Raw genomic sequence first — 24,025 nt, forward strand, 5'->3', positions numbered from 1 at the left:
AGGCGCGACGCGGGGCTGGTCCACTACTTCGTCGTAGTCCTCGAGGACTAGTCAGCACGCGCTGAACAGCCCGTATGGCCGATGGCGTCCGTTGTTCGGTCGCCGATGCTGAAGTGGTGATCGAGCTGAGCGCGTTGTCCAAGAAGTACGGCGACAAGACCGTGGTGTCGGATCTGACGGCGGTCATTCGGCCGGGGCATGTGACCGGGTTCCTGGGGCCGAATGGGGCGGGGAAGTCCACGACGATGCGGATGGTGCTGGGTCTGGATCGGCCCACGTCCGGGCAGGCGACGGTCAACGGGCACTCCTATCGTGCGCTGCGTGCCCCGCTGCGGGAAGTCGGTGCGCTGCTGAACCCCCGGTCGGTGCACCCCAAGCGGACCGCCCGGGCTCACCTACGGGCGCTCGCCGCCGCCGGGGGTGTCCCAACCAGGCGGGTAGACGAGGTGCTCGAGCTGGCGGGCATCACCGGGGTGGCCGACAAGTCAGCTGGCGGCTTTTCCCTGGGGATGACCCAGAGGCTGGGAGTCGCAAGCGCGTTGCTCGGTGACCCGGGCGTAGTCATCCTTGACGAACCGGTCAACGGCCTGGACCCCGACGGTGTGCTGTGGATCCGCACACTGACCCGTCGCTTGGCCGCGGAGGGCCGCACGGTGCTGGTGTCCTCACACCTGATGAGTGAGATGTCCCTGACCGCTACGCACCTGCTGGTGATCGGCCGCGGCCGGCTGCTGGCCGACACCCCAATGGCGGACTTCATCGCCGCGTCCGGCGAGACCTACGTGCGACTGCGCAGCCCGCGCCTGCCGGAACTCATCCCGCTCATCGAGGGCCCGGACACCATCTGGTCCTCCCACCAGGTCGGCGAGGTTCATGTCCGTGGACTGGGTGCTGCCGAGATCGGCGACCGGGCCGCCGCTGCCGGCGTACCGCTGCACGAGCTGACCGTGGTTGAGCCATCGCTGGAGGCGGCCTTCATGAAGTTGACCCGAAACGAGCGCGATTACCGTGCCGACGCGCAGGAGGACCCCCGATGAGCACCACCCACAGCCCCGCTCCGGCCGTTCGAAACCAACTGGGTCAGCCGCCCCGCACCGCCTCCAGAGGTGGCCTGATGAGAGCGGAGTGGATCAAGTTCTCCTCTCTGCGGTCAACATGGGTGACGTTGGTGGTCGTGATCGTGGCGACCGCCGGTTTGGGCTGGTTGTTCGCCGCCGTGGCCGCAGCGGCCAGCTCCAGCGGGGACGCCCCGCTGGGTGCCGTCAGCGGGGTCGCGTTGAGCCTGGCCGGTGCGCAGATCGCTTGGATCGCGTTCGGGGTGCTGGGCGTGCTGGAGGTGACCGGGGAGTACAGCCACGGCAGCATCGGGCCGACGTTCTCCGCTGACCCGCGCCGCTGGCCCACCCTGCTAACCAAAGTTGCTGTCCTCGCATTCGTGGTGCTGATCACCGGCGGTGTTTCGGTGCTGACCGCCTTCATCCTGGGGCAGGCAGCGCTCGGGGGGGCAGCGTTGTCCCTGACTGACGACGGTGTCGTCCGGGTCCTGGTCGCCACCACCGTGTACCTGGCTGGGCTGGGTCTGATCGGGCAGGCGCTGGGCTGGCTGCTGCGCTCCACCGCCGGCGCAGTTGCCGCGTTGTTTGGGCTGGTGTTCCTGCTGCCTGGGCTCGGTCAGCTGCTGCCCTCGAGCTGGGGTCCCGACGTTGTCCGCTGGCTTCCCGCCCAGGCCGGCCAGGCCGCACAGTCTCTGGTGCCCGGTGAGGGTGACCTGGCCCCGGTGACCGGGTTGGTCGTCTTTCTGATGTGGGTCCTCCTGGCTCTGGTCGCCGCGGCTGTAGCCACCTCCCGCCGCGACGCCTAGCCCCAGTCCCCGGACATCCGGGGTTCTGCTGATGCTTCAGCGGATGAGGACCACAGCCCCACCATCACACGTGATGGATGGAGCCCCGTGAGCAAGACATCCGAGCTCGACATCGTCACCGCCGGGGCAGTGGTCCTCCCCTCGAGCCTCGACACGCACCAGGGCTGGGCCGGGTGGCTGCTCGCAACCTGGCCCAGCCACCCAGCCACCCGATCTAGGGAGGCCGTCGGCTCTGCCAACCTGTCGACGTGCGCCAACGACCCATCAGATGGCTCTCCACCGGCAAGGTGACCTCATGATTGCCAGCAATGAGCGGCAACGGAGGCCTGAGCACCTTGCGCCGGACGACGCCAAGCGACGCTGGACCCAGGATCTGGATCTCAGCGGGTGGTTGGACCTAGTCCGCCAGGGCCGTGCACTGCGAGGTGCCTCCGCCGTCGCACGTGACGTTATCCCGGTGGCCGCGGTAGGGGCATTCGGTGCCCTGTTCCTTGCCGCAGACCCTGGACCGGACCCACTGTGGCTGTCGGCGCTAGTTGTCGGAGTCCCGCTGTTCCCGGCACTGGTCCGGCACCGACGACCCCTCCCGGCGTTCGCCACCACAGCCCTAGCAGCCGTTGTTACCTTCCTCGTACTAGGGCTGACCGGTGGGGTGCTCACCATCCCCGTCCTGGCTGTGCTGCTGTGCCTGGTAACGGTGGTCGAGCACGCCCCCGACTGGGCCGCCGGCGCTGCGGTCACCCTCGCCGCTGTCCTCATCGGCGCAACGCTGCTAACCCCCCCATCCACCGGGGACCGGCCCGTGTTCCTACTGTCTGCGCTGGGCGTCGCAGCGGTCGCCCGGGGCCGCAACCGCCGCGCCCGGCGGATGGTCCTGGCCAGCCTGCGCGACCGAGCCGAGCAGGCTGAGCGCACTCAACGCACGATGGCACAGGCAGCGGTTGCCGACGAGCGGCGCCGGATCGCCCGTGAGGTGCACGACATCGTCTCCCACAACATTGCCGTCATGACCACCCTGGCCGACGGGGCCACGGTGGCCTTGCGCAACGACCGCGGTTTAGCGGACGCGTGCGAGGCGGTGCAGGCGATCGCCGGTACCGGCCGCGAGGCGATGCAGGAGATGCGCGCCCTCCTGGGTGTCCTTCGTGACCCCGACGACCCGAACGACTTCGGCGATAGTGGCCGTCCCCCCGCACCTGGCCTGGCTGACCTCCAGGCCCTGGTCGACCAAGTCCGCACCGCCGGGCTGCCCGCTGTCCTGCAGGTCCACGGCAAGCCGGTCCCACTCGGAGGCGGGACAGGCCTGACGGTCTACCGGTTGGTCCAAGAGGCACTGAGCAACAGCCTGCGGCACGCATGCAACGCCACCTCGGCATCGGTGTCCCTGCACTGGGCTGATTCCCACCTCTCCATCACGGTGACCGATGACGGTCATCCGCCGACATTCCCGGCCCCGTCGGGCGGTCTGGGTCTGGTCGGGATGCGGGAGCGGGTGCTCGCACACGGCGGCACGGTGACGTCTGGACCGATGGCGGCGGGTGGCTGGGGCGTCCGCGCCCGCCTGCCGCTGACCGCCCCCCACCCGGAGGTGGCCACGTGATCACGGTGGTGCTGGCAGACGACGAGCCCCTGGTCCGGATGGGTCTGGGCATGGTGCTGGGCGGAAGTGACGACATCGACGTCATCGGCCAGGCCGGCACCGGATCTGAAGCGGTCGACCTCGCCCGACGGCTGCGACCCGACGTCGTGGTGATGGACATCCGCATGCCTGGCACCGACGGGGTCGCCGCCACGAGGCAGATCGTCGCCGCCGGACTCCCCAGTCGGGTGCTCGTCTTGACCACCTTCGACCTCGACGAGTACGCCTTCGCCGCCCTGCAAGCCGGTGCCAGCGGCTTCCTCCTCAAGACCTCCGACCCCGACCGCCTCGTCGAGGCCATCCGCACCATCGCCCGAGGCGACGCCGTCGTGGCCCCCCGCGTCACCCGCCGCCTGCTGGACACCTTCGCCACCCAGCTCCACCCCGCTGCCCCCGTCCAGGACCCGCGGGTAGGCAAGCTGACCGACCGGGAACGCGAGATCCTCCAGCAGCTGGCAACCGGACGATCCAACGCCGAGATCGCCGCGCAGCTCTACCTATCGGAGTACACCGTCAAGGCACACGTCGCCCGGGTCCTGAGCAAGCTCGAACTCCGGGACCGCACCCAAGCAGCCATCTTTGCCATACGGGCTGGCCTCGCCAATTAGAGACACGGGTCGAAGCACAGGGACCCGCAGTTCGGCCATCTCGGTGGAGACCTGGTACCCGCGTGCAGAACCAGAGCGCGCCTGGGAAGGTAATCCAGCCCGGGCACATCAATATCGGAGACGGCAGACCACACGGACCAGACAGGGCGTCATGCGGAGTGCGCGTTCAGACGTAGCCCGCCTGAGTCATGCGGTAATTCCGTCGTGCTGAAGGCGTTATCCGAGTGGCTGGGGACGTTTCTCCCGAGCTAGGCCGCGACGGAACGGGCACAAGTCGCCCCGAGGGGGCGGGGCGGGGTCAGGGTGCTCAGAGGCAAATACAGATGGTGATGCCGAGCAGACCAACGCCGACCGTGGTCCTGGCCGGGCAGCTGCCGCTAGGCGGCATGGCGATGCCCGCGGTCGCGACGGTGGGTGCCGCGACCCCGACCGAAGCGGTGGGCGCAGCGACCCCAGCGACCCCAGCCACGCCGGCGAAGTCGTCCGCGGGACGAAGCCAGTTCGGCGGTCGCTCAGGAAGCGGTGCGCGGTGTCCAGCAGGACCTTGACGTCGGTGTCGAAGGCGTTCGCGTCCCTGGACCTCGATGCCTATGACATCTGGCTGGAGTACGCCGCCCTCGGCGGCGACTGGCCGCTGGCGTTCGTCGAGTTCGCCCTGATCCTCGACGGGCCCGCCGCCAGCGAGGAGTAGCTCGTGCTGGTCCAGGCCATCAACGAAGTCCTCATCGACCGCGACGGGGACCAGCGGGCCTCCCGCCACCTCAGGCAGCAGACAGCCAACCCGGGCCTGTGACGGTTGCCTGACCGCAGTGCGACGTGGCTGCGGCGGGCAGCCGCAGGCGCACCACGACTGCTCTACGACGGTGCGAACCTCGATCAGAGGTCGGTTGGCTGCAGCTCGCCGGACTCGATGCGGCACCGATCGTCTCGGTGGTCGGGCTCGATGAGCCTGCCGTTGCCTCTCCCTGACGGCGCGAACCAAACCACCAACTCGGCCGGTGGAGCCGAAGCCCGTCCGGCATTGCGTGCTGACCAGAAACCCCCGTTTGTGAACCGCTGGACTGCCGTTCGATCCGTCGCTCGAACCCGCAGCTCGAGACCGGGGAAGGGTGACCGAAACCCGTTCCGGAAACAACGGACCACGACCCCGCCCTTCGGAGGTTGTGAATCAACAGCGGAATGGCGGCGGCCTTACAGGGGCACGAGACCAGCAAGAGATCTTCGTGTACACAGTTGCAAATGCAGCGTAAGATCGTCTGTATGGACACCATCTCAGGTGAGGTCACCACCCGCGAGCTGCGCGGTCAGCTCTCCGACGTGTTGGGTCGTGCGATGTACGGCGGGGAGCGCATCGGGGTGACCCGCAACGGCAAGTTGGCTGCCGTGGTGGTCGGGGTCGCCGACCTGGAAGCCCTGGAGGCGCTAGAGATGTCTCAGGACGTAGCTGCCTACCGGGCGGCCGAGGCCGCCGACGACGGGGAGCGGGTGTCGTTGGCCGAGGTGCGTGACGAGCTCGCTGGGTGACGTACTCCGTCGAGTTCACCGCGGCTGCGCGGCAGCTGCGCAAGCTCGACCGCCCCGTGCGTGTCCGGCTCATCGCTGCCATCGGTGACCTGGCCGAGGACCCGCGTCCGGTGGGAGCGACCAAGCTGGTGGGGGAGCAGACCGCCTGGCGCATCCGGGTGGGGGACCATCGCGTGATCTACGACGTCCTCGACGAGGCGCTGGTCGTGACCGTCGTCCGTGCCGGACACCGCCGGGAGGTCTACGACCACTGACCCGGCGCCTCCCGTCGTGGCCGAGTACAGCAACCGGTACGGCAACGCAGTCCGGACGACCCCGCACAGCGACGGACGGCCTCGGACGCCGTCACCGCCGGACCTGCGAGAGCACGACGTGCGCGGACGGCGCTGGACCCCACGCTGCGGGCTGGGGTCAAGGGGTCGCAGGTTCAGATCCCGTCAGCCCGACGGGGGAGTTGCAGGCCAGAAGCGGGCCGTCCTCATCGGGCGGCCCGCTTCGTGCGTGTGTGCAGCAATGGGCGCGGCGGGCCCCGACACCGTCGGCACCCACGAGGGCCACCCGGACCCTCACGGCACTGCTCCGCGACGAGGAGCAGGCAGGGAGATCGGTGGGCCTGCCGATGCCCGACCGGGTCCTGCTCGGTTCGATCGGGGAGAGCCCCCGGACGCGGTGGGGCGGGCCCTCGGCGGAGGAGGCACCGTGCAGGCAGTGGGCGACGACGGGCGACGACCAGCCCACGCGGACCGGTGCCGGTGAGCGCCGGCGGGCGCGGGGCATCCGGCTGGAGCGCGCCTTGCCAGTCCATCCTGTCCCGGCGTCGGGTGCTCATCTGCCTGGCCGGCGGCGTCCTCGTCGGGATGGGTGTCGCCCTGGTCGGGGCGGCCGACGTCGCGGTCCTCGCCGGGTGGACGGTCGCCGCGGCCGCCCTGCTCGTGTGGGTGTGGCGGATCAGCTGGCGCCGCAACCCGGAGCAGACCCGGTTGTTGGCCGAGGAGGAGGGACGGACCCACGCCACGGACACCGCCGTCCTCGGCGCCGCGGTCGTCAGCCTGGGGGCGGTCGTGGAGACGCTGGTCCGGTCCAGGTCCATGGACCCCGTCGGCATGGTCGCCGTCGTCCTCGGCCTGCTGGTGGTGATCCTGTCCTGGGCGCTGGTGAACACGGTGTTCGCGCTGAAGTACGCACGCTGGTTCTACGCCGCGGGTCGCGACGGCGGCATCGACTTCGGTCAGCCCGATCCGCCCGCGCTGAGCGACTTCGTCTACCTCGCGTTCACGGTGGGCATGAGCTCGGCGGTCTCCGACACCCGGCTCGTGGCCACCCGGGTCCGTAAGCTCACTCTCGGGCACGCCCTGCTGTCCCACCTGTTCGGCACGGTCGTCGTGGCGGTCGCCGTGAACCTGGTGACGAACCTCGGCCAGCCCGGTCAGTGACGCCAGGACAGCTCCGGTCCGGGCGGGTGGCACCCGGCCGGCACGTACAGGCCGTACCGCTCGGCCCGGACGGCGGCCAGCGTCCGGGTCGGCGTGCCCAGCTTGAGCAGGATGTGCTCGACGTGGGTCGCCACGGTGCGCTCCGCCACGACGAGGGCCTCGGCGATCTCGGGGTTGCTCGCCCCGTCGACCAGGTACCCGAGCACCTCCAGCTCCCGGGGGGTCAGGGCGTCCAGGTCCCCGGCGGGGGAGATCAGCAGGACGGTGGTCGGTGGTCCGCCGCGGGCGCCCCCGGTGTCCAGCGCGGTGACCCGCACGTGACCGAGCGCGGCACCCCGGGCGCCGGTGGGCCACAGGAAGGAGGTGCCCAGGCGGCAGACCCCGATCCGCTCGGACGCGGCGGCCGCCACGGGTGATCCGGCATGCAGCAGCGGGTGGGGTTCCAGTCCCGGGATCTCGAGGCAGCCGCCGTCGGGTGCGAGGACGGCGCCGGCGACGACGTCGGGGACGCGCCGGACGGCGTCGAGCACGGCGCGCATCGGGTCGACCTCCTCGGCCAGCAGGGGGAGCACCTGCCCGAGCAGCTGCCACCTCCCCGGGCCCGGTGGCCGTCCGTCCCGGGCCCGCAGCAGCAGGTGGCCGACCTCGCGGCCATCGCCGGTCACCAGCGGGACCCGGGTCGGTTCGTCGTCCCGGGGGGATCGGTCGTCGGTGCAGCGGTGGCCCGGGGGGACCTGGGCAACCCGCGCGGTGTGGGCGGGCAGGAGGTGCTGCAGGAGCGCGAGCACCGACTGCAGGCATCCCGACCTCGCGCCCGGCGGGTCGGCGCCGAGCGGGTCCGGGGGGAGCGGGTCCGGGGGGAGCGGGTCCAGGTGCACGACGGCCTCCGGCGGCCCAGGGCCGCAGGTCGGGTCGGGGCCGCAACTTCTTGACGGCCAGGAGCGCGGACCGGATCCGGCGGACGTCCCCGCTGCCCGGCGCCCGTGCTCCGTGCCGAGCCTCCCCGACCGGGCCGAGCTCCTCAACCCGGGGAGCCCGCCGACGGATCGGCAGGTCTGCCGATGCCCGGGCCACCCGGTCCCCGCTTCGATCGGTGCGGACCCACACCCGGTGGGTCGGTCCCCGGAGGAGGCATCGTGAAGGCAGTGGTCTACGACGGACCGCGGCAGGTGAGCGTCAAGGACGTACCCGACGCCCGGATCGAGCGGGCGACGGACGTGCTGGTGCGGGTCACCTCGGCGAACATCTGCGGCTCGGACCTGCACATGTACGAGGGCCGCACCGACTTCGAGACCGGTCGCTGGTTCGGGCACGAGAACCTGGGCCAGGTCGTGGAGGTCGGCAACGGGGTGGACCAGGTGCGGGTCGGCGACTGGGTCGTCCTGCCGTTCAACATCGCCTGCGGGCACTGCAAGAACTGCGAGCGGCAGCTCACCAACTACTGCCTCACCGCCCAGCCGGAGCCGAGCATGGCCGGTGCCGCCTACGGGTTCGCCGACATGGGCCCCTACGGCGGCGGCCAGGCCGAGCTGCTGCGCGTGCCGTGGGGTGACTTCAACTGCCTGCGGCTGGGGGAGGACGCCGAGGAACGGCAGACCGACTACGTGATGCTCGCCGACATCTTCCCCACCGGCTACCACGCCACCGAGCTGGCGGGCGTGCAGCCCGGCGACCAGACGGTGGTCTACGGCGCCGGTCCGGTTGGGCTGATGGCCGCGCTGTCGGCGACCATCAAGGGCGCGAGCAAGGTCATGGTCGTCGACCGCAACCCCGACCGGCTGCGGCTGGCCGAGTCGATCGGCGCGATCGCCATCGACGACTCGGCGGTCGACCCGGTGCAGGCGGTCCTGGACCAGACCATGGGGCTGGGCGCGGACAACGGCTGCGAGTGCGTCGGCTACCAGGCGCACGAGCCCGACGGGCAGGAGCAGGCGAGCCTGACCATGAACCGGCTCATCGCCTCGGTGCGGTTCACCGGGCGCATCGGGAACGTCGGCGTCTTCGTGCCGCAGGACCCGGGAGCCAGCGACGAGCTGGCCAAGCAGGGCAAGGTCGCCCTCGACTACGGGCTCTTCTGGTTCAAGGGCCAGCACATCGGCAGCGGCCAGGCGCCGGTCAAGAAGTACAACCGGCAGCTGCGCGACCTGATCGCCGCCGGCAAGGCCGAGCCGTCGTTCATCGTCAGCCACGAACTCCCCCTGGACCGGGCACCGGAGGCCTACCAGCACTTCGACGCCCGCGACCAGGGGTGGACGAAGGTCGTGCTGCACCCGGCGATGGCGGGTGCCTGACGTGGCCGGGGAGCTGAGCGGACGCAGGGTCGCCGTCCTGGCGGCCGACGGCGTCGAGCGGGTGGAGCTGGAGGAGCCACGCCGGGCACTCGAGGACGCCGGGGCACGCACCGACGTCCTGTCGATCACGACCGGTGAGATCCAGGCCCGTGACCACGACCTGACCGACGCCGGCACCTTCGGCGTCGACCGGCTCGTGGGTGCCGCCTCGGTCGAGGACTACGACGCCCTGCTGCTGCCCGGGGGCACCGTCAACCCGGACAAGCTGCGGATGGACGCCGACGCGGTGCGCTTCGTCGGGGCCTTCGTCCGGACGGGGAAGCCGGTGGCCTCCATCTGCCACGGCCCCTGGACCCTGGCCGAGGCCGGCGTGGTCGACGGGCGGCGGCTGACCTCGTGGCCCAGCGTGCGCACCGACCTGCGCAACGCCGGCGCCGAGGTGGTGGACGAGGAGGTCGTGACCGACGGCAACCTCACCACCAGCCGGTCACCGGAGGACCTGCCGGCGTTCTGCGCGCGCATCGTGCAGGAGTTCGCGCGGGCCCCGCAGAGCACGGCGGCAGGAGGCCGGTCGTGAGCGCCCTCGGGACGGTGGCGTCCCTGGCGTCCAAGGCGGGCGGCACCGTCGTCCGGCAGGTCCGCTCTGCCCTCGGGCACGACGGGCCGGGCGCGGCGGGGCCCCCGGCGTCCGGGTGGCTGGCCGTCACGGTCTGCCGCGAGCCGGCGGAGGTCGACGCCGCGGCACTGCCGAGGTCGCTGGCCTCGTTCGGCGACGGCATCGAGACGCGGACGCGCCCGGCGCCGGGCGGCAAGGGCACCGAGCTGGCCGCGCGACTGACCCGGCGCCCGGCCGGGCGGTCCCCCGCCCCGGCGCGGCTGGCCGGCAGCGGTGCGCAGGGCGACCTGCGGGCCGCGCTGCGCGAGGCCAAGCAGCTGATCGAGGTGGGCGAGGTCCTCGCCGTGGACCCCACCCCCCACGGCGAGCGGAACGCCACGCCGGCCGGCGCGGCGCTGGAGGGCGCCACCCGACGGGCGCCGAGAGGAGGAGTGCTGTGAAGGCGGTGACCTGGCGCGGCGTGAACGAGATCGGCGTGGAGGACGTCCCCGAGCCGACGATCCTCAACGACCACGACATCATCCTCGAGGTCGGGCTGTCGGTGACCTGCGGCTCCGACCTGCACCTGATGGGCGGCTACATCCCGGCGATGCGGTCCGGCGACGTCCTCGGGCACGAGTTCATGGGCAGGGTCGCCGAGGTCGGCAAGGGGGTGACCAGGCACCGCGTCGGCGACCGCGTGGTGGTCGTGTCCTTCATCAGCTGCGGGCGGTGCTGGTACTGCCGGCAGGGGCTGTTCTCGCTGTGCGACAACGGCAACCCCAACCCGGGGATCACCGAGGCGCTGTGGGGCCAGGCCATCGGCGGCTGCTTCGGGTACTCGCACGCCCTCGGCGGCTACGCGGGCAGCCACGCCCGCTACATCCGGGTGCCCTACGCCGACCAGGGCGCGTTCACGATCCCGGACGGTGTGGCCGACGAGCGGGCGCTGTTCGCCTCGGACGCCGCCCCCACCGGCTGGACCGGTGCGGACCAGGCGGGGGTGCAGCCCGGCGACGTGGTAGCGGTGTGCGGCGCCGGCGGGGTGGGTCAGATGGCTGCCCGCAAGGCGATGCTCATGGGGGCCGAGCGGGTCGTGGTCATCGACCGCATCGACAACAGGCTGGGCATGGTCCGCACCCACATCGGCGCGGACACCCTGGACTACGAGCAGGTGGACGTCCCCGCCGAGCTGCGGGAGATGACCGGTGGCCGCGGACCGGACGTCTGCATCGAGGCCGTGGGGATGGAGGCCCACGGCACCGGCCCGCAGTACCTGTACGACCAGGTCAAGCAGCAGCTGAGGTTGCAGTCGGACCGGCCGACGGCCCTGCGGGAGGCCGTCTACGCCTGCCGCAAGGGGGGCACGGTCTTCGCCCTCGGCGTGTTCGGCGGTCTGGTGGACAAGTTCCCGATGGGCGCGGTGATGAACAAGGCGCTCACCCTGCGCGGGGCCCAGCAGCACGGGCACCGCTACGTGCCCGAGATCCTCGACCTGATGAGCCGCGACGAGGTGCGGACCGAGCACCTGGCCACCCACGTCCTGTCCCTGGACGACGGTCCGAAGGGCTACCGGATGTTCAAGGAGAAGGAGGACGGGTGCGTGCGCGCGGTGTTCCGTCCCGGCTCGTGAAGCACGGGGGACTCCCGTGAGCGCCGCCGGCCCGGCGGCCCGGGTCACCACGGATGGGCGCGGGACGATCCTGTCCTGGCGCCGTGTGCTCCTCAGCCTCGCCGGCGGGGTCGTCGCCGGCGGGCTCGTCGTGGTGGCCGGGATCCCCGAGCTGGCGGTCCTCCTCGGGTGGCTGGTGGCCGCCGGCGGGCTGCTCACCTGGGCCTGGCGGATCAGCTGGCCCTGCGACGCCGAGGGCACCCGGCGGCTGGCCGAGGAGGAGGGTCGCACCCGCGCCACCGACACCGCCGTGCTGGCCGCGGCGGTCGTGAGCCTCGCCGCCGTCGTCGAGGGGCTGGTCCGCTCCGGGTCCGGCGACGCCGTCGGGGTCGCGGTCGTCGTGCTGTGCGTGCTCGTGGTGATGGTGTCCTGGGCGCTGGTGACCACCGTCTTCGCCCTCAAGTACGCCCGCCGCTTCTACGCCGACGGGCCCGACGGCGGGATCGACTTCGGGCAGCGCGAACCGCCTGCCTACAGCGACTTCGCCTACCTGGCGTCGACGGTGGGCATGAGCTTCGCCGTCCCGGACACCCAGCTGGAGTCCCGGGTGATCCGCAAGGTCGCGCTCGGGCACGCCCTGCTGTCCTACCTGTTCGGCACCGTGGTCGTCGCCGTGGCGGTCAACCTGGTCACCGACCTCGGCCAGGGGTGACGTGGCAGCCGCGCCGGGTGTGGTCCAGCGTCGTGCGCCTGCCCCAGTCCTCGGGGTCCCACCACCGCGCTGCCGTCCGGGCGCACGACCGTCGGCAGATCGTGTCCACCGTCCAGCGGTTGTCCACCGAGCGGGGCTTCGCCGGCACCCCGGTCGTCCGGGTCGCCCGGGAAGCGGGCGTCGCCTCGACGACGGTGTCCACACACTTCCCGCAGAACGCGCTGGGCACCTCCGGCAACGTCCTGTTCCTGGTCGCGCTCAGCCAGGAGACCGGCCTGGTCGTCGACCTCGTCCAGGAGTCGGAGCTGCAGCTGGACGCGGCGACGGCGTCGCTGCCCCGGTTCGCCGAGGCCGTCACCGACTGGACCGCCGGTCCGATGAGGTGGCGACCCCGTCCGTCCGTCAGCTCGACCGGACGAGGCCTGAGCCTGGGTCCGGACCCTGGCCTGAGAACACCATGCCCACTGTCCCGCCGACGACACGTCCTGCAGGCCCGCCCGGCGTGCTGCGCGGCGGCGACCACGCCGAGGAGCGCACCCGCAGAAGGACGTGCCGGTCGTCGGCGGAGCACACTCGCCCCGTGAAGGTCGTGGTGGCGGGTGGGTCCGGGTCCCTGGGACGTCGGTTGACGGCTGATCTGGCCGCGCGGGGGCACGAGGTCGTGGTCCTGTCCCGGAGCCCGCGGTCCGGCCCCGTGCGGCAGGTGGCGTGGGACGGCGTGACCGTCGGCCCCTGGGCCGTGGAGCTGGCCGGGGCGGCGGTGGTGAACCTGGCCGGCGAGCTGGTGGACCGCCGTCCGACCGCGGCCAACACCGACCTGCTCACCCGGTCGCGGGTGCAGCCGACGCTGGCGTTGCGCGCCGCCGCCGAGCGGCTCGACGAGCCCGTGCCGGTGTGGGTGCAGGCCAGCACGACGGCGATCGTCGGGGATGCCGGCGAGACGCTGGTCGACGAGGACACGCCGCCGGGGGACGGCCCGCGGCAGATGACCGAGGTCGCGCGCCGGTGGGAGGAGGCGGCGGCCGGGGCGAACGCGGTGCGGCAGACGGTGCTGCGCACCAGCGTCGTCCTGGACCGGGACTCCCCGGCGCTGGACCGGCTGGCGTGGCTCACCCGGTGTGGCCTGGGCGGGCGCATCGCCGGCGGGCGGCAGTGGGTCAGCTGGCTGCACGTGGAGGACTGGCTGGCCGTCACGCGCTGGAGCCTGGGCATCGACGAGCCGGCGGCACCGGCACCGGCACCGGAGGGTGTGCTGATCGCCTCGTCGCCGAACCCGGTGCGCAACGCCGAGCTGATGGCGACCCTGCGGTCGGTGCTGCACCGTCCGGCCGCGCCGCCGACGCCTGCGCCCCTGCTGCGCCTGGGGGCGGTGCTGCTGCGCACCGACCCGGCGCTGGCCCTCACCGGGCGACGGGCGGTCTCCCGCCGGCTGGCCGAGGCCGGCTTCGCGTTCGGGCACCCGGAGCTGCGGGGGGCGCTGACCGACCTGCTGCGGTGAGTCGTCCGTCGACGCCGGGACCTGTCACGATCCGACGATGACGGCACGCATCTCCCACGTCAGCATCGACTGCGTCGACGCCCACGCCCTCTCGGAGTGGTGGAAGCAGGTCCTCGGCTTCGTGGACGTCGACGGCGACCCCAACGTGCCTGGCGACGAGGAGTGCACGATCGTCTCGCCGAGCACCGGGGAGCGGCTGCTCTTCCTGGAGGTGCCCGGGTTCGACACCGGCATCCCCAAGCGGGTCCACCTGGACCTGCGCCCGGTCGAGCGCTCCCGTGACGAGGAGCTGGAGGTGCTGCTCGGGCTCGGTGCGACCCAGGTCGCCGACCACCGGGGCATCCACGGTCCGGGCACCGGCTGGGTCGTCCTGGCCGACCCCGAGGGCAACCAGTTCTGCATCCTCCGCGGCGGTCACGAGCCCACCGCCTGAGGGACGCCGACCACCCCCGTCGGGTGAACCCGGCCCGCGACCGGTGTCAGGGCCGCGGCCGGCGGGCACCAGGTCCACGAACGACGCTGGAGCGGTGCCCACACCCGGACGACGGGCGGGACCGCAGGGGTACGACGTGTGACGAGGAGTGAGTGGTGGAGACCTTCGTGGCCTCATCCGTGCTGGAGACGACGGAGGCACACGCCTGGGAGGCCGGTCTCGCCCTGCGGGTCGACGTCCCGCCGGGGATGTCGGTGCGGGAGGACCCGCACGTCCCCGAGGTCTTCTACCTGGAGTCCTCCCTCGCGGCCCCGGACGCCGCGGGCGCGATCGAGCTGGCGGCCCGGGTCGCGGTCGCGGTGGCCGCCGCCGCCGGTGTCCCGATGGTCGTGGACGAGGTCGTCGTCATCGGCGCGTGCGGGGTGACCCGGTGGGCGGCCGACGTGGACGCCGCCGTGGGGTCGGTGGACTCCAGCTCGTCCTGACCGGGCCGGTCGCCGACCCGCCCCGTCGTGCACCCGCCTACCGTGGGCCCCGATGCCCGAAGGTGACACGATCTACCGCCTCGCCCGGCGCCTCGGCGTCCTCACCGGGACCGAGGTCACCGGCAGCGACTTCCGGGTCCCCAGGCACGCCACCGCGGACCTGACCGGGGCGCGCGTGCTGGGCACCGTGGCCCGGGCCAAGCACCTGCTGACCCGGCTGGACCTCGCCGGCGACGCGCTCACGCTGCACACCCACCTGCGGATGGACGGCGAGTGGAGCGTCGTGGGCGTGGGCAAGACGCTGCCCCGCCGGATGATGGGCGACGCCCGGCTGGTGCTGAGCACGACCGGTGCCACCGCGATCGCGCTGCGGATGCCGGTGGTGGAGCTGCTGCCCACCAGCGCCGAGGACACCGTCGTCGGGCACCTGGGGCCCGACCTGCTCGACGAACGCGTGCCGGTGCCCGAGCTGATCGCCCGGGCCACCGCGAACCTGGAGGCCCAGCCCGAGCGGCCGCTGATCTCGGCCCTGCTCGACCAGCGCGTCGTGGCCGGACTGGGCAACGTGTGGGTCAACGAGCTGTGCTTCCTGCGCGGCCACCTGCCGCTCACCCCGGTCGGTGAGGTGGACGTCGAGCCGCTGGTCCGTCTCGCCGTCCGGGCGATGCGGTTCGCCGTGCAGCCCGATGGTCCGGGACGGGTGACGACCGGCAACACCCGGCCCGGCCAGCGGTACTACGTCTACGGCCGGACCCGGGAGCCCTGTCGGCGCTGCGGGACGCCGCTGCAGTTCTCCGCCGAGGTCGTCGGCGACCCGGAGAACCGGCACACCTGGTGGTGCCCCAGCTGCCAGACCTGAGCGGTCCGCCCGGCGCGGCACCGGCGTCGCGGCCCTGCCCGGACCGGACAGCGGCTACGGTGGGTTGAGGAACAACGCCGTTCCGTCGACAGTCCGGTGCCGCGTGAGCGCGCACGGCGTCCCGCGCCCGCGGTCGCTCCCGACCAGCCAGGGACGTGCCGTGACCGTTCCTGCGCCACACGTGGGCTCCCGGCGGCAGCGACAGCGCGCCCGGGTCCGGGAGCGTGTCGTGCTCGCAGCCCGGCGGCTCTTCCACGAGCAGGGGTTCGCGGCGACCACCGTGGAGCAGGTCGCCCGGACCGCCGACGTCGCGACCGCCACGGTCTACGCGCACGCCGCCACCAAGGAGGAGCTCTTCTTCCTGGACCGGCTGCCGGCCGTGCTGTCCCCGGAGACCCTGCGCCCGGACCACGACGGGGGCCCGTGGGACGAGGCGCTGGTCGCCCGCCTCGTCGCCGCCCAGGAGTCCGACCTCCGGTCCCTGGTGGACCCCGACCGTCGGCAGGTGGCTCGCGAGATCGAGGCCACGCAGGCACTGCTCCGGCACGAGCGGACGCTCTTCGCCCGGGCCGAGGTGGTGCTTGCCGGCGTCATCGGGGAGCGGACGCCCGCGGTGCCCGCGGCGCTGCTGGCCGCGCTGCTGATGACCACGCTCCGCGTGCAGGGCCACGACGGGCGCCGCCGCCTGCTCGCCGGGACGGCGGGACCGGCCGACGTCGATGCCCTGGTCGCCGACCTGCCCCACCTGCTGTCCACCGCCCTGGCGCTGGGTTCCCAGGATCCGGCGCCCGCCGACCGCGACGACCGGGTCGGTGCGCACGAGCAGCGCCGGGCCGAGCTGCACCAGGAGGTGGGCCGCCTGCACGACCGGGCGGCAGCCCTCGCTGCACGCGCCGCGGACGCCTGCCGACGGGCTGCCGAGAACGGGGCCGCCGCCCGGGAGTCCCGGACCCGGGCCCAGGCCGCCCGGGTCGAGCGCCGCAGGCGGTGGCCCGGGCGGTGAGCAGCGCGGGCCGGCGACCGCAGGTGCGGGGTGCCCTCCTCAGGGGGCTGCCGTCTCCCCGGTGACGTGGGCGACGACCGGCTCGATGACCAGCTGGCCGATCAGGCCGTCCCGCAGGGAGAAGCGGTGGACGAGGTCCACGACGCCGCCGGGGAAGTCGCCCTCCAGGTGCTCGGTGACGGTCCAGTGGTCGTCGTCCAGGCGGGCCGAGCCGGTGCGCTCGGTCGTGTAGGTCCACTCCGAGGAGCTGCGCTCCAGCCAGGCGGCCACCTCGGTGCGGCCGGTGTGCGTGCGGCCCTCGTCGGTGACGGAGGCGTCGGGGGTGAACAGGTCGGGGGAGCGGTGGGTGGCGTAGGCCGTGACGACGGCGGGCAGCTCGGTCATGCCGACCACCGTGCGGCCTCCCCCCGGGAGAGGGTCCAGCCGGTGGACCCTCCCGCCGGGGGAGGGGGCAGAGTCCGGACCGTGCTCAGCATCGGGGAGTTCGCCGGCCTCACCCACCTCAGCGTCCGGACGCTGCGCCGCTACCACGACAGCGGTCTGCTGCAGCCGGCCCGGGTGGACCCGCTGACCGGCTACCGCTCCTACACCGCCGAGCAGATCCCGACCGCGCAGGTCATCCACCACCTGCGGGCCCTGGACCTCCCGCTGGACGACGTCCGGGCGGTGCTCGGAGCAGGGGACCCCGGCACCCGGGCCGAGCTGGTCGCCCGGCACCTGCAGCGGTTGGAGGACCAGCTGGCGCGCACCCGGGCCGCGGCCGCCTCGCTGCAGCGGCTCCTGGCACCGGGGCCGGTGGACGTCGAGCTGCGCGCGGTGCCGCCCACGGAGGTCGCCGCGGTCGCGGCCGTCGTCGCGCTGGACGACGTGCTGGGCTGGTACGCCGGCGCCGTGGCCGAGCTCGACGCCGTCGTGCCGCACCCCGACGGCCCGCCCGGTGGCGCCTACGACGACGAGCTGTTCACCGCCGGACGCGGCCGGGTGCAGGTGCACCTGCCGACGGGGGAGGCGCCCACGCGCGGCCGGGTGCGTCCGGTGCTCCTCCCGGGGGTGGAGCTGGCGGTCCGCACGCACGTCGGGGACCACGACACGATCGACGTCACCTACGGCGAGCTGGGGCGGTGGGTCGCCGACCACGCCCTCGCCGTCGCGGGGCCGGTGCGGGAGACCTACACGGTCGGGCCGCGGGACACCCCGGAGACGGCGGACTGGCGCACCGACATCGGCTGGCCGGTCTTCCGGCTGACCCCTCCGCCTTTACAAGAATGAACATCATTCCCGTGTAGGGTCACCCGCCGTGGCGACCGTCTGGCAGGCCCCCGGCTTCCGCTCCTTCCTCGGGGCCCGGGTGGTCGCCGGCGCCGGCTACGCGATCACCGGGGTGGCCCTGCCGCTGCTGGTCCTGCAGCTGTCCGGCTCGGCCTTCCTGACCGCCGCCGTCTCCGCGCTGGAGGTCGCGCCGTACCTGCTGTTCGGGCTCGTGGCCGGCGCACTGGCCGACCGGGTCGACCGCCGCCGTCTCATGCTGACCTGCCAGGCCGTCGCCGGGCTGGCACTGGCCACCGTGCCGCTGGCCGCCGCGGCCGACGCGCTCACGGTGCCGCACGTCCTGGTCGTCGCGCTCGTCCTGCACTCCGCCTTCGTCTGGTACGACGCCGCCTGCTTCGGCGCCCTCCCCGCCCTGGTCGGCCGCGACCGGCTCGCCCCGGCCAACAGCGTCGTGTTCACCACCGCCAGCGTCGTCGAGGTGTCCTTCCCCGCCGTCGCCGGACTGCTCATCGCCACCGTCGGCCCCGCCTACGCACTGGGTGCCGACGTGGTCGCCTACGCCGTCGCCGCAGCCCTGATCGCCTCCATCGCGGTACCGCTGTCACCCGCCCGGGACGACGCCCCGCCGGCCCCCGCGGGTGTCGTGGCCCGCACCGCCGGCGAGATCCGGGAGGGCTTGCGGTTCCTGTGGCACCAGCCGGTGGTGCGCGCACTGACCCTCTTCGGCTTCGGCCAGTCGGTCACCGCGGGGGCAGTGGGCGGGCTGCTCGTCGTCTTCGCGGTCGACGGGCTGGGCCTGGACCCAGGCTCGGGGTGGGTCGGTGCGGTGTTCGTCGCCACCGCCGTCGGCGGGCTGCTGGCCGGGGCCGGGCTCCCGTGGCTGTCCCGCCGGCTGCCGGTCGGCTGGATCAGCATCGGCGCCTACGCCGCCAACGCCGTACTGGTCGTCGCCCTGGCCCTGGTGCCCGGCACCGCCGCCGCCCTCGTCCTGCTGGTGGCCTGGTCGGCGTCCTCGGTGCTGGCCGTGGTCAACGGGATCACCGCCCGCCAGCAGGTGACCCCCGACGGGCTGCAGAGCCGGGTCAACACCACCGCCCGGATGATCGCCTGGGGCGGGGCCCCCGTGGGCGCGCTGGCCGGCGGCGTGCTCGCCACCGTCACCGACGTCCGGACGGCGTACCTGCTCGCCGCCCTCGGGGTGGCCACCAGCGCCGTCCTGGCGGCCCGCTCCCCGCTGCGGCGCCGCGAGCTGGTCACCGCCGCGGTCTGAGGTCAGGCGTCGTCCCGCCGGTCCCCGGTGGGCACGAACATCGGCCGGCCGGTGACCGGGTCGGGCACCACCACCGCCTCGACGTCGAAGACCTCGCGCAGCAGGCCGGGGGTGAGCACCTGCTCCGGGGTCCCGTCGGCGACGACGGCGCCGCGGTGCAGGGCGACCACCCGGTCGGCGAAGCGGGCGGCCTGGTTGAGGTCGTGCAGCACGACGACGACCGTGGTGCCCCGCTCGTCGCAGCGCCGCCGCACCAGCCGCAGCAGTTCCAGCTGGTGGGCGACGTCGAGGAAGGTGGTCGGCTCGTCCAGCAGCAGCGTCGGGGTGTCCTGGGCCAGGGCGAGGGCGATCCAGGCCCGCTGGCGCTCCCCGCCGGACAGCTCGTCCAGCCGGCGGTCGGCGAGGTGGTCGACACCCGCGGCGGTCATCGCGTCGGCCATCGCCTCGTCGTCGCGACGGCGCAACGCGCCGAACGCACCGACCCAGGGGTGCCGGCCCTGCTCGACCAGCTCGCGCACGCGCAGCCCGCCGGGCCCCTGCGGGTCCTGGGTGAGCAGCGCGACCCGGCGGGCGACCTGCGGCCCGGGCCAGTCGGCGATGTCCCGCCCGTCCAGGACGACCCGGCCGCCCCGGGTGGGCACCACCCGGCCCAGGGTCTGCAGCAGCGTGGACTTCCCGGACCCGTTGGGCCCGACCAGGCAGGTGAGCCGGCCGGGCTCGGGGACCAGGTCCACGCCGTCGAGCACCCGGCGCCGGCCGTAGCCGGCGACCACCCCGTGCGCGGTGGGGACGGCGGCCGGGGGAGGCGGCGGTGCGGTCATCGGCGGGACCTCCGGAGCAGGGCGAGCAGGACGGGTCCGCCGACCACCGCGGTGACCGCGCCGACCGGCAGGCCGGTCACCTGGCTGGCGGCACCGGGCAGCGAGACGGTGGTGCTGTAGGCGACCAGGTCGGCGGCGGAGAGCAGGACGGCACCCAGGACGGCGGCGACCGGCAGCAGCGCGCGGGCATCGGCGCCGACCAGGCGGCGGGCGACGTGCGGGGCGAGCAGCCCGACGAAGGCGACCGCCCCGGTCGCGGACACCGCGGCGGCCGCCAGGGCGACGGCCAGCCCGAGCACGAGCAGTCGGGTGCGGTCGGCGCGCCGGCCCAGCGAGGTCACCAGCGGGTCGTCCAGCTGGAGCAGGTTGACCAGCCCGGCGGACAGCAGCGCCACCGGCACGCCGGCCAGCAGCCACGGCCAGAGTGCCGCCCAGTCGTCCCAGGTGCGGGCGTTGAGGGAACCGACGAGCCAGCGCAGCACGCTGCCCAGGGAGTCCCGGCGCCCCAGCAGCAGCAGGCTGGTCAGCGCGGTGCACAGCGCGGCGACGAGCGCGCCGACCAGGACCAGCCGCCCGGGGTCCGAGCCGTGTCGCCCGGCGACCAGCCACGTCGCCGCGCCGGCGGCGAGACCGCCCAGCAGCGCGGCGACGGTGGGGGCGGGGGACAGGCCGGTGCCCGCGGCGACGGCGAGGTAGGCCACCACGCCCAGTGCGGCCCCGGTGGTCACCCCGACGAGCCCGGGCTCGGCGAGCGGGTTGCGGGTGACCGCCTGCAGCACCGCCCCGGACAGCGCCAACAGGGCCCCGGCGCCCAGCCCGACCAGCGCCCGCGGGAGCCGGAGGTCGACGACGAGCACCCGGTGGAACGCCGAGGTGGGGGAGCCGGTGAGCGCTGCCCACACGTCGTCCGGTGGCAGCGGCAGCCGTCCGGCGGCCAGGTGGGCGGTGAGCAGTGCGGCCGCGGCGGCCACCCCGCCGACGACGAGCACGACCGTCCGCCCGGGTCGGGCCACCCGGGTCACCACCCCTGCCTCCGCAGCGCCACCAGCAGCAGGGGGACGCCGAGCACGGTGGTGGCGATGCCGACCGGGAGCTCCACCGGGGCCAGCACGGTGCGGGCGAGCAGGTCGGCACCGACCAGCAGCACGGCACCGGCCAGGCCGGCGGCGGGCAGAACGCGGGCGCTGACCGAGGTGCCGCCCAGCCCGCGGACCAGGTGCGGGGACAGCAGCGCCACGAACGCCACCGGCCCGCAGACCGCCACCACCGCCGCGGTCAGCGCGAGGGCCACGGTCACGACGGCGAGCCGCAGCCGGGCCGGGCGGACGCCCAGGGCGGCGGCCGCGGGGTCGCCCAGGGCGAGCACGCCCAGCGGTCGGCGCAGCAGCCAGGCGCCGAGTGCGGCGGGCAGCAGCAGCGGTGCGAGCACGAGGACGTCGTCCCAGCCGCGGCCGGCGAGGCTGCCCAGCAGGTACCGCAGCAGCAGGTCGACGTCCCCGGCGGTGCCCAGGCTGACCACGGCGACGACCAGGCCGGACAGCACCGCGGACACCGCGGCGCCGACGAGGACGACCCGGGTGGCGTCCCGGGAGGTGCTGGCGGCCAGCAGGACGACGAGTCCGGCGGCGGCTGCGCCGAGCAGGGCGAGCGGCGCGCGCAGCCCCAGCGGGACGGGCAGGGCCAGCACCGTGCTGGTGGCCGCGACGAGGGCGGCGCCGGAGGAGACGCCGAGCAGCTCGGGCCCGGCCAGCGGGTTGCGCAGCCCGTCCTGCAGCAGCGCGCCGGCCAGGCCGAGGGCGGCCCCGCAGAGGGCGCCGAGCAGGACGCGGGGGGCCCGGACCCGGGCGAGCGTCAGCTCCTGCACCGGGTCCGCGACGCCGGTCGCCCAGGCCCGCAGCAGGCCCGGGCCCAGGGCCAGCAGGACCAGGGCGGCCAGCACGACCAGGCCGACGGCCACCAGCCACCGCGGCCCCGGTCTTGCGAGAACGATTGTCATTACCGCTAACCTAGCGCCTCCGCACCCCCGCCCCGAGAGGCCCCCGTGAACCGCACAGCTGCCCGCCCGACGTCCCGCACACCCCGGACGGTGGTCGCCACCGCCCTGGCCGGCCTCCTGCTCGCCGGCTGTTCCACCGACGCCGCCGAGGACACCGCCACCGCCGAGGGGGGCGCGGTGCAGACCCACACCGACGCCTCCGGCACCGAGCTCGAGCTGCCCGGCGAGGTCACCCGGATCGCCTGCCTCACCGCGATCTGCGGCGACGCGCTGGCCGAGCTGGACCTGCAGCCGGTCGCCTACCGGGACCGGCTCGTCGTCGACGACCGCTTCTGGGGCCCCGACACCGACATGGTCGAGATCACCGGCGCCTTCGGCGAGGAGGACCTGGAGGACGTCGCCTCCGCCGAGCCCGACCTCGTCGTCGGCCTGCTCGGGGCGCACGACGGGCTGCGGGCCGGCCTGGAGCCGATCGCGCCGCTGCTGCTGGTGGACCCGCAGAGCTGGCAGGACTCGGTCGAGGTGCTGGAGCTGATGGGTGAGCTGACCGGCCGCCAGGACCGGGCCAGCGCGGCCGCCGAGGCGTTCACCGCGATGCTGGAGGAGGCCCGCGAGGAGGCCGACCGGCGCGCCGACGCCGCCGGTGGGCCGGCCAGCAGCATGGCCGTCTACGGCTCGCCCGACGGTCTGTCCGTCGACAGCGACGCCACCCCGGTGGGTTCGGTGCTCGCCGAGCTGGGGGAGTACCCCTGGTCCGGTGACGTCGCCGGCGGCCACTCGCCCGCCGTCCCGGTGTCGGTGGAGGAGGTGCTGGCCGTCGACCCGGACGTCGTCTTCGCCCAGACCCTGTCCTTCGGCGCGGTCGAGGCGACCCCGCTGTCCCAGGAGCTGGCCGCGGACCCGGTGTGGGCCAGCCTGGGCGCGGTCCGCGACGGCCGGGTCACCGAGGTCGACGCGACCCTCTGGGGCACCGGTCGGGGCACCCGCACCCTGACGCTGGTGCTCGAGGAGGCCCTGGACCTGCTGTACCCGGTGGGCTGACCCGGTGTCGGCCGCTCGGGCGGGGCAGGGTGGTGAGGACCTGGCGCTGGTGCGCCGGGTGCACGTCGAGCTCGGGTCCCGCCCGACCGGCCGGGGCCGGTCGGTGACGCTGCCGCCGGACCCCGTGGAGACGACGGTCGTGCTGCCGCCCGCGCGGCCGCTGCCGCCGGTGACCGTCGAGCAGGCGCTGCTCCGCCGGCGGTCGGCCTACACCTGGGGTCCTGGGCAGATGGCCCTGCCCGAGCTGGCGGACCTGCTGCGCTGGTCCCTGGGGGTCCAGCGGGAGGTCCTGCTGTCCGACGGCCGGCGGCACCGCGCGGGCGTGGCGCCCTCGGCCGGCGGGCTGCCCTCGCTGGAGCCGTGGCTCGTCGTCCGCGGGCCGGGCGCGCTGTCCCCGGGGGTGCACCGGGCCGACGTGCGGCACGCGGACGGCGGGGGCGGCGGCACGCTGACGCGCAGCCGCGCCGGGGACCCCACCGACGCGTTGACGGCGGTGCTGGACCAGCCGCCGTTCGCCACCCGGGCCACCGTCGTGGTGGTGCTGGTGGCTCGGCTGGACCTGACGCTGCCCACGTACGGGCCGCGGCACTACCGCACGCTCCACCTGGACGCCGGCATCGCGCTGCAGAACCTGCAGCTGGTCGCGACCGCGCTGGACCTCCCCGGCTGTCCGGTCTCGGGGTTCTCCGACGAGGGTCTCGCCGCCCTGCTGGCACTGCCGGGGACGGCGTTCCCCGCGGCCCTCTTCGTCTCCGGGAGCCGGGTGCAGACATCCCGATGACACGACGTTGAGAACGATTGTCATTCCTGCTTGGCTGTCGGACGTGTCCCACCCGGGGCACGGCAACCGAGCCGAGGAGTCCACCGTGAACGAGTTCTTCCGCACCGAGAAGGTCCGCACCGCCCCGGCCGCCACCCACTCGGCGACCCACAGCAACGCCCTCGTGGAGAACCCCTTCGAGGAGATCGCCGTCCAGCCCGAGCCGGCCGCCACCGAGCGCTGACCAGCTCGTGACCGCGCCCGCCCGTCCGGCACCGCCGGGCGGGCGGGCGCCCCTCCACCCCCGGGAGACCC

The 24,025-nt window shown here is 74.0% G+C and carries 29 protein-coding genes; 24 read left to right on the forward strand and 5 right to left on the reverse strand.

From position 1 onward, the window contains the following. Window positions 1-116 precede the first annotated feature (116 nt). From AC0IVP_RS09340 to AC0IVP_RS09375, 8 genes are all read left to right on the forward strand, one after another. The gene (locus AC0IVP_RS09340) at window positions 117-1,037 is read left to right on the forward strand and encodes an ATP-binding cassette domain-containing protein (RefSeq protein ID WP_471756141.1); all 921 of its coding nucleotides are present in this window, start codon (window positions 117-119) and stop codon (window positions 1,035-1,037) included. A 77-nt stretch (window positions 1,038-1,114) separates the two neighbouring features. Continuing rightward, on the forward strand, window positions 1,115-1,861 hold the full coding sequence (locus tag AC0IVP_RS09345; protein ID WP_471756143.1) for an ABC transporter permease: 747 nt from the start codon (window positions 1,115-1,117) through the stop codon (window positions 1,859-1,861). A 652-nt stretch (window positions 1,862-2,513) separates the two neighbouring features. Then, on the forward strand, window positions 2,514-3,461 hold the full coding sequence (locus AC0IVP_RS09350) for a sensor histidine kinase (protein WP_471756145.1): 948 nt from the start codon (window positions 2,514-2,516) through the stop codon (window positions 3,459-3,461). Beyond that, complete coding sequence (locus AC0IVP_RS09355) at window positions 3,458-4,108, forward strand: response regulator (protein WP_471756147.1); 651 nt, start codon at window positions 3,458-3,460, stop codon at window positions 4,106-4,108. Before AC0IVP_RS09350 ends, AC0IVP_RS09355 begins: the two co-directional genes overlap by 4 nt. A gap of 529 nt (window positions 4,109-4,637) precedes the next feature. After that, the gene (locus AC0IVP_RS09360) at window positions 4,638-4,799 is read left to right on the forward strand and encodes a hypothetical protein (RefSeq protein ID WP_471756149.1); all 162 of its coding nucleotides are present in this window, start codon (window positions 4,638-4,640) and stop codon (window positions 4,797-4,799) included. A 569-nt stretch (window positions 4,800-5,368) separates the two neighbouring features. Further along, a complete protein-coding gene (locus tag AC0IVP_RS09365) occupies window positions 5,369-5,632 on the forward strand; it encodes a type II toxin-antitoxin system Phd/YefM family antitoxin (RefSeq protein WP_471756151.1) in 264 nt (87 codons plus the stop codon). Next, on the forward strand, window positions 5,629-5,886 hold the full coding sequence (locus AC0IVP_RS09370) for a type II toxin-antitoxin system RelE family toxin (RefSeq protein WP_471756153.1): 258 nt from the start codon (window positions 5,629-5,631) through the stop codon (window positions 5,884-5,886). The genes AC0IVP_RS09365 and AC0IVP_RS09370 overlap by 4 nt, the downstream gene beginning before the upstream one ends. A gap of 567 nt (window positions 5,887-6,453) precedes the next feature. Next, the gene (locus AC0IVP_RS09375; protein ID WP_471756155.1) at window positions 6,454-7,065 is read left to right on the forward strand and encodes a DUF1345 domain-containing protein; all 612 of its coding nucleotides are present in this window, start codon (window positions 6,454-6,456) and stop codon (window positions 7,063-7,065) included. On the opposite strand, the gene AC0IVP_RS09380 is transcribed toward AC0IVP_RS09375, so the two are convergent. Then, complete coding sequence (locus AC0IVP_RS09380; protein ID WP_471756157.1) at window positions 7,059-7,730, reverse strand: helix-turn-helix transcriptional regulator; 672 nt, start codon at window positions 7,728-7,730, stop codon at window positions 7,059-7,061. The genes AC0IVP_RS09375 and AC0IVP_RS09380 overlap by 7 nt on opposite strands. Window positions 7,731-8,201: 471 nt before the next feature. Here AC0IVP_RS09380 and AC0IVP_RS09385 point away from each other — a divergent pair, with 471 nt between their 5' ends. From AC0IVP_RS09385 to AC0IVP_RS09435, 11 genes are all read left to right on the forward strand, one after another. Then, window positions 8,202-9,356 (forward strand): glutathione-independent formaldehyde dehydrogenase, encoded by a 1,155-nt coding sequence (locus AC0IVP_RS09385; RefSeq protein WP_471756159.1) that lies wholly within the window; start codon window positions 8,202-8,204, stop codon window positions 9,354-9,356. Window position 9,357: 1 nt separating this feature from the next. Beyond that, a complete protein-coding gene (locus AC0IVP_RS09390; RefSeq protein WP_056299037.1) occupies window positions 9,358-9,933 on the forward strand; it encodes a type 1 glutamine amidotransferase domain-containing protein in 576 nt (191 codons plus the stop codon). Next, a complete protein-coding gene (locus tag AC0IVP_RS09395; protein ID WP_471756161.1) occupies window positions 9,930-10,412 on the forward strand; it encodes a hypothetical protein in 483 nt (160 codons plus the stop codon). The genes AC0IVP_RS09390 and AC0IVP_RS09395 overlap by 4 nt, the downstream gene beginning before the upstream one ends. After that, a complete protein-coding gene (locus tag AC0IVP_RS09400) occupies window positions 10,409-11,584 on the forward strand; it encodes a zinc-dependent alcohol dehydrogenase (RefSeq protein ID WP_471756163.1) in 1,176 nt (391 codons plus the stop codon). The genes AC0IVP_RS09395 and AC0IVP_RS09400 overlap by 4 nt, the downstream gene beginning before the upstream one ends. A 16-nt stretch (window positions 11,585-11,600) precedes the next feature. Continuing rightward, window positions 11,601-12,275 (forward strand): DUF1345 domain-containing protein, encoded by a 675-nt coding sequence (locus AC0IVP_RS09405; RefSeq protein ID WP_471756165.1) that lies wholly within the window; start codon window positions 11,601-11,603, stop codon window positions 12,273-12,275. A gap of 32 nt (window positions 12,276-12,307) precedes the next feature. Then, complete coding sequence (locus AC0IVP_RS09410; protein WP_471756167.1) at window positions 12,308-12,859, forward strand: hypothetical protein; 552 nt, start codon at window positions 12,308-12,310, stop codon at window positions 12,857-12,859. Between the two features lie 8 nt (window positions 12,860-12,867). Further along, complete coding sequence (locus AC0IVP_RS09415; protein WP_471756193.1) at window positions 12,868-13,773, forward strand: epimerase; 906 nt, start codon at window positions 12,868-12,870, stop codon at window positions 13,771-13,773. A 37-nt stretch (window positions 13,774-13,810) separates the two neighbouring features. Further along, window positions 13,811-14,206: a VOC family protein gene (locus AC0IVP_RS09420; protein WP_056298435.1), complete on the forward strand. Its 396-nt coding sequence runs from the start codon at window positions 13,811-13,813 to the stop codon at window positions 14,204-14,206. 167 nt (window positions 14,207-14,373) lie between these two features. Next, on the forward strand, window positions 14,374-14,691 hold the full coding sequence (locus AC0IVP_RS09425) for a hypothetical protein (RefSeq protein WP_157519519.1): 318 nt from the start codon (window positions 14,374-14,376) through the stop codon (window positions 14,689-14,691). Window positions 14,692-14,743: 52 nt separating this feature from the next. Continuing rightward, window positions 14,744-15,550, forward strand: coding sequence for a DNA-formamidopyrimidine glycosylase family protein (locus AC0IVP_RS09430; protein ID WP_471756169.1), 807 nt, complete (start codon window positions 14,744-14,746; stop codon window positions 15,548-15,550). A 229-nt stretch (window positions 15,551-15,779) separates the two neighbouring features. Next, window positions 15,780-16,553, forward strand: coding sequence for a TetR/AcrR family transcriptional regulator (locus tag AC0IVP_RS09435; RefSeq protein ID WP_471756171.1), 774 nt, complete (start codon window positions 15,780-15,782; stop codon window positions 16,551-16,553). 39 nt (window positions 16,554-16,592) lie between these two features. Here AC0IVP_RS09435 and AC0IVP_RS09440 read toward each other — a convergent pair whose 3' ends face one another. Further along, a complete protein-coding gene (locus AC0IVP_RS09440) occupies window positions 16,593-16,937 on the reverse strand; it encodes a nuclear transport factor 2 family protein (protein ID WP_056299046.1) in 345 nt (114 codons plus the stop codon). Between the two features lie 81 nt (window positions 16,938-17,018). On the opposite strand from AC0IVP_RS09440, the gene AC0IVP_RS09445 reads away from it, so the two are divergent. After that, on the forward strand, window positions 17,019-17,822 hold the full coding sequence (locus tag AC0IVP_RS09445) for a MerR family transcriptional regulator (protein ID WP_471756173.1): 804 nt from the start codon (window positions 17,019-17,021) through the stop codon (window positions 17,820-17,822). A 28-nt stretch (window positions 17,823-17,850) separates the two neighbouring features. Next, the gene (locus AC0IVP_RS09450) at window positions 17,851-19,092 is read left to right on the forward strand and encodes an MFS transporter (RefSeq protein ID WP_471756175.1); all 1,242 of its coding nucleotides are present in this window, start codon (window positions 17,851-17,853) and stop codon (window positions 19,090-19,092) included. Between the two features lie 2 nt (window positions 19,093-19,094). Here the strand turns inward: AC0IVP_RS09450 and AC0IVP_RS09455 are convergent, their stop codons facing one another. From AC0IVP_RS09455 to AC0IVP_RS09465, 3 genes are read right to left on the reverse strand one after another with little or no spacing between them, the layout of a single operon-like run. Beyond that, window positions 19,095-19,913 (reverse strand): ABC transporter ATP-binding protein, encoded by an 819-nt coding sequence (locus AC0IVP_RS09455; RefSeq protein WP_471756177.1) that lies wholly within the window; start codon window positions 19,911-19,913, stop codon window positions 19,095-19,097. Further along, window positions 19,910-20,926 carry a FecCD family ABC transporter permease gene (locus AC0IVP_RS09460; protein ID WP_471756179.1) on the reverse strand — a complete coding sequence of 339 codons (1,017 nt, stop codon included), beginning with the start codon at window positions 20,924-20,926 and terminating at the stop codon, window positions 19,910-19,912. Before AC0IVP_RS09460 ends, AC0IVP_RS09455 begins: the two co-directional genes overlap by 4 nt. 5 nt (window positions 20,927-20,931) lie before the next feature. Beyond that, a complete protein-coding gene (locus AC0IVP_RS09465) occupies window positions 20,932-21,909 on the reverse strand; it encodes a FecCD family ABC transporter permease (protein WP_471756181.1) in 978 nt (325 codons plus the stop codon). Between the two features lie 90 nt (window positions 21,910-21,999). On the opposite strand from AC0IVP_RS09465, the gene AC0IVP_RS09470 reads away from it, so the two are divergent. The 3 genes from AC0IVP_RS09470 to amiA all read left to right on the forward strand — a co-directional run bounded on the left by AC0IVP_RS09470 (window position 22,000) and on the right by amiA (window position 23,954). Further along, entirely contained in the window at window positions 22,000-22,950 is a 951-nt protein-coding gene (locus AC0IVP_RS09470) for an ABC transporter substrate-binding protein (RefSeq protein WP_471756183.1), read from the forward strand. Between the two features lie 4 nt (window positions 22,951-22,954). Beyond that, window positions 22,955-23,731: a SagB family peptide dehydrogenase gene (locus tag AC0IVP_RS09475; RefSeq protein WP_471756185.1), complete on the forward strand. Its 777-nt coding sequence runs from the start codon at window positions 22,955-22,957 to the stop codon at window positions 23,729-23,731. A gap of 85 nt (window positions 23,732-23,816) precedes the next feature. After that, window positions 23,817-23,954 carry a streptamidine family RiPP gene (gene amiA, locus AC0IVP_RS09480; protein WP_157519521.1) on the forward strand — a complete coding sequence of 46 codons (138 nt, stop codon included), beginning with the start codon at window positions 23,817-23,819 and terminating at the stop codon, window positions 23,952-23,954. Window positions 23,955-24,025: the final 71 nt, after the last annotated feature.

It is taken from the genome of Klenkia sp. AC732 (assembly GCF_979256525.1).

What these genes read in the sequence shown, in the direction of transcription:
- AC0IVP_RS09420 (WP_056298435.1), top strand. Translation starts at nt 13,811, where the DNA reads ATGACGGCACGCATCTCCCACGTCAGCATCGACTGCGTCGACGCCCAC.
- AC0IVP_RS09440 (WP_056299046.1), bottom strand. Translation starts at nt 16,937, where the DNA reads ATGACCGAGCTGCCCGCCGTCGTCACGGCCTACGCCACCCACCGCTCC.
- AC0IVP_RS09365 (WP_471756151.1), top strand. Translation starts at nt 5,369, where the DNA reads ATGGACACCATCTCAGGTGAGGTCACCACCCGCGAGCTGCGCGGTCAG.
- AC0IVP_RS09455 (WP_471756177.1), bottom strand. Translation starts at nt 19,913, where the DNA reads ATGACCGCACCGCCGCCTCCCCCGGCCGCCGTCCCCACCGCGCACGGG.
- AC0IVP_RS09430 (WP_471756169.1), top strand. Translation starts at nt 14,744, where the DNA reads ATGCCCGAAGGTGACACGATCTACCGCCTCGCCCGGCGCCTCGGCGTC.
- AC0IVP_RS09465 (WP_471756181.1), bottom strand. Translation starts at nt 21,909, where the DNA reads ATGACAATCGTTCTCGCAAGACCGGGGCCGCGGTGGCTGGTGGCCGTC.
- AC0IVP_RS09345 (WP_471756143.1), top strand. Translation starts at nt 1,115, where the DNA reads ATGAGAGCGGAGTGGATCAAGTTCTCCTCTCTGCGGTCAACATGGGTG.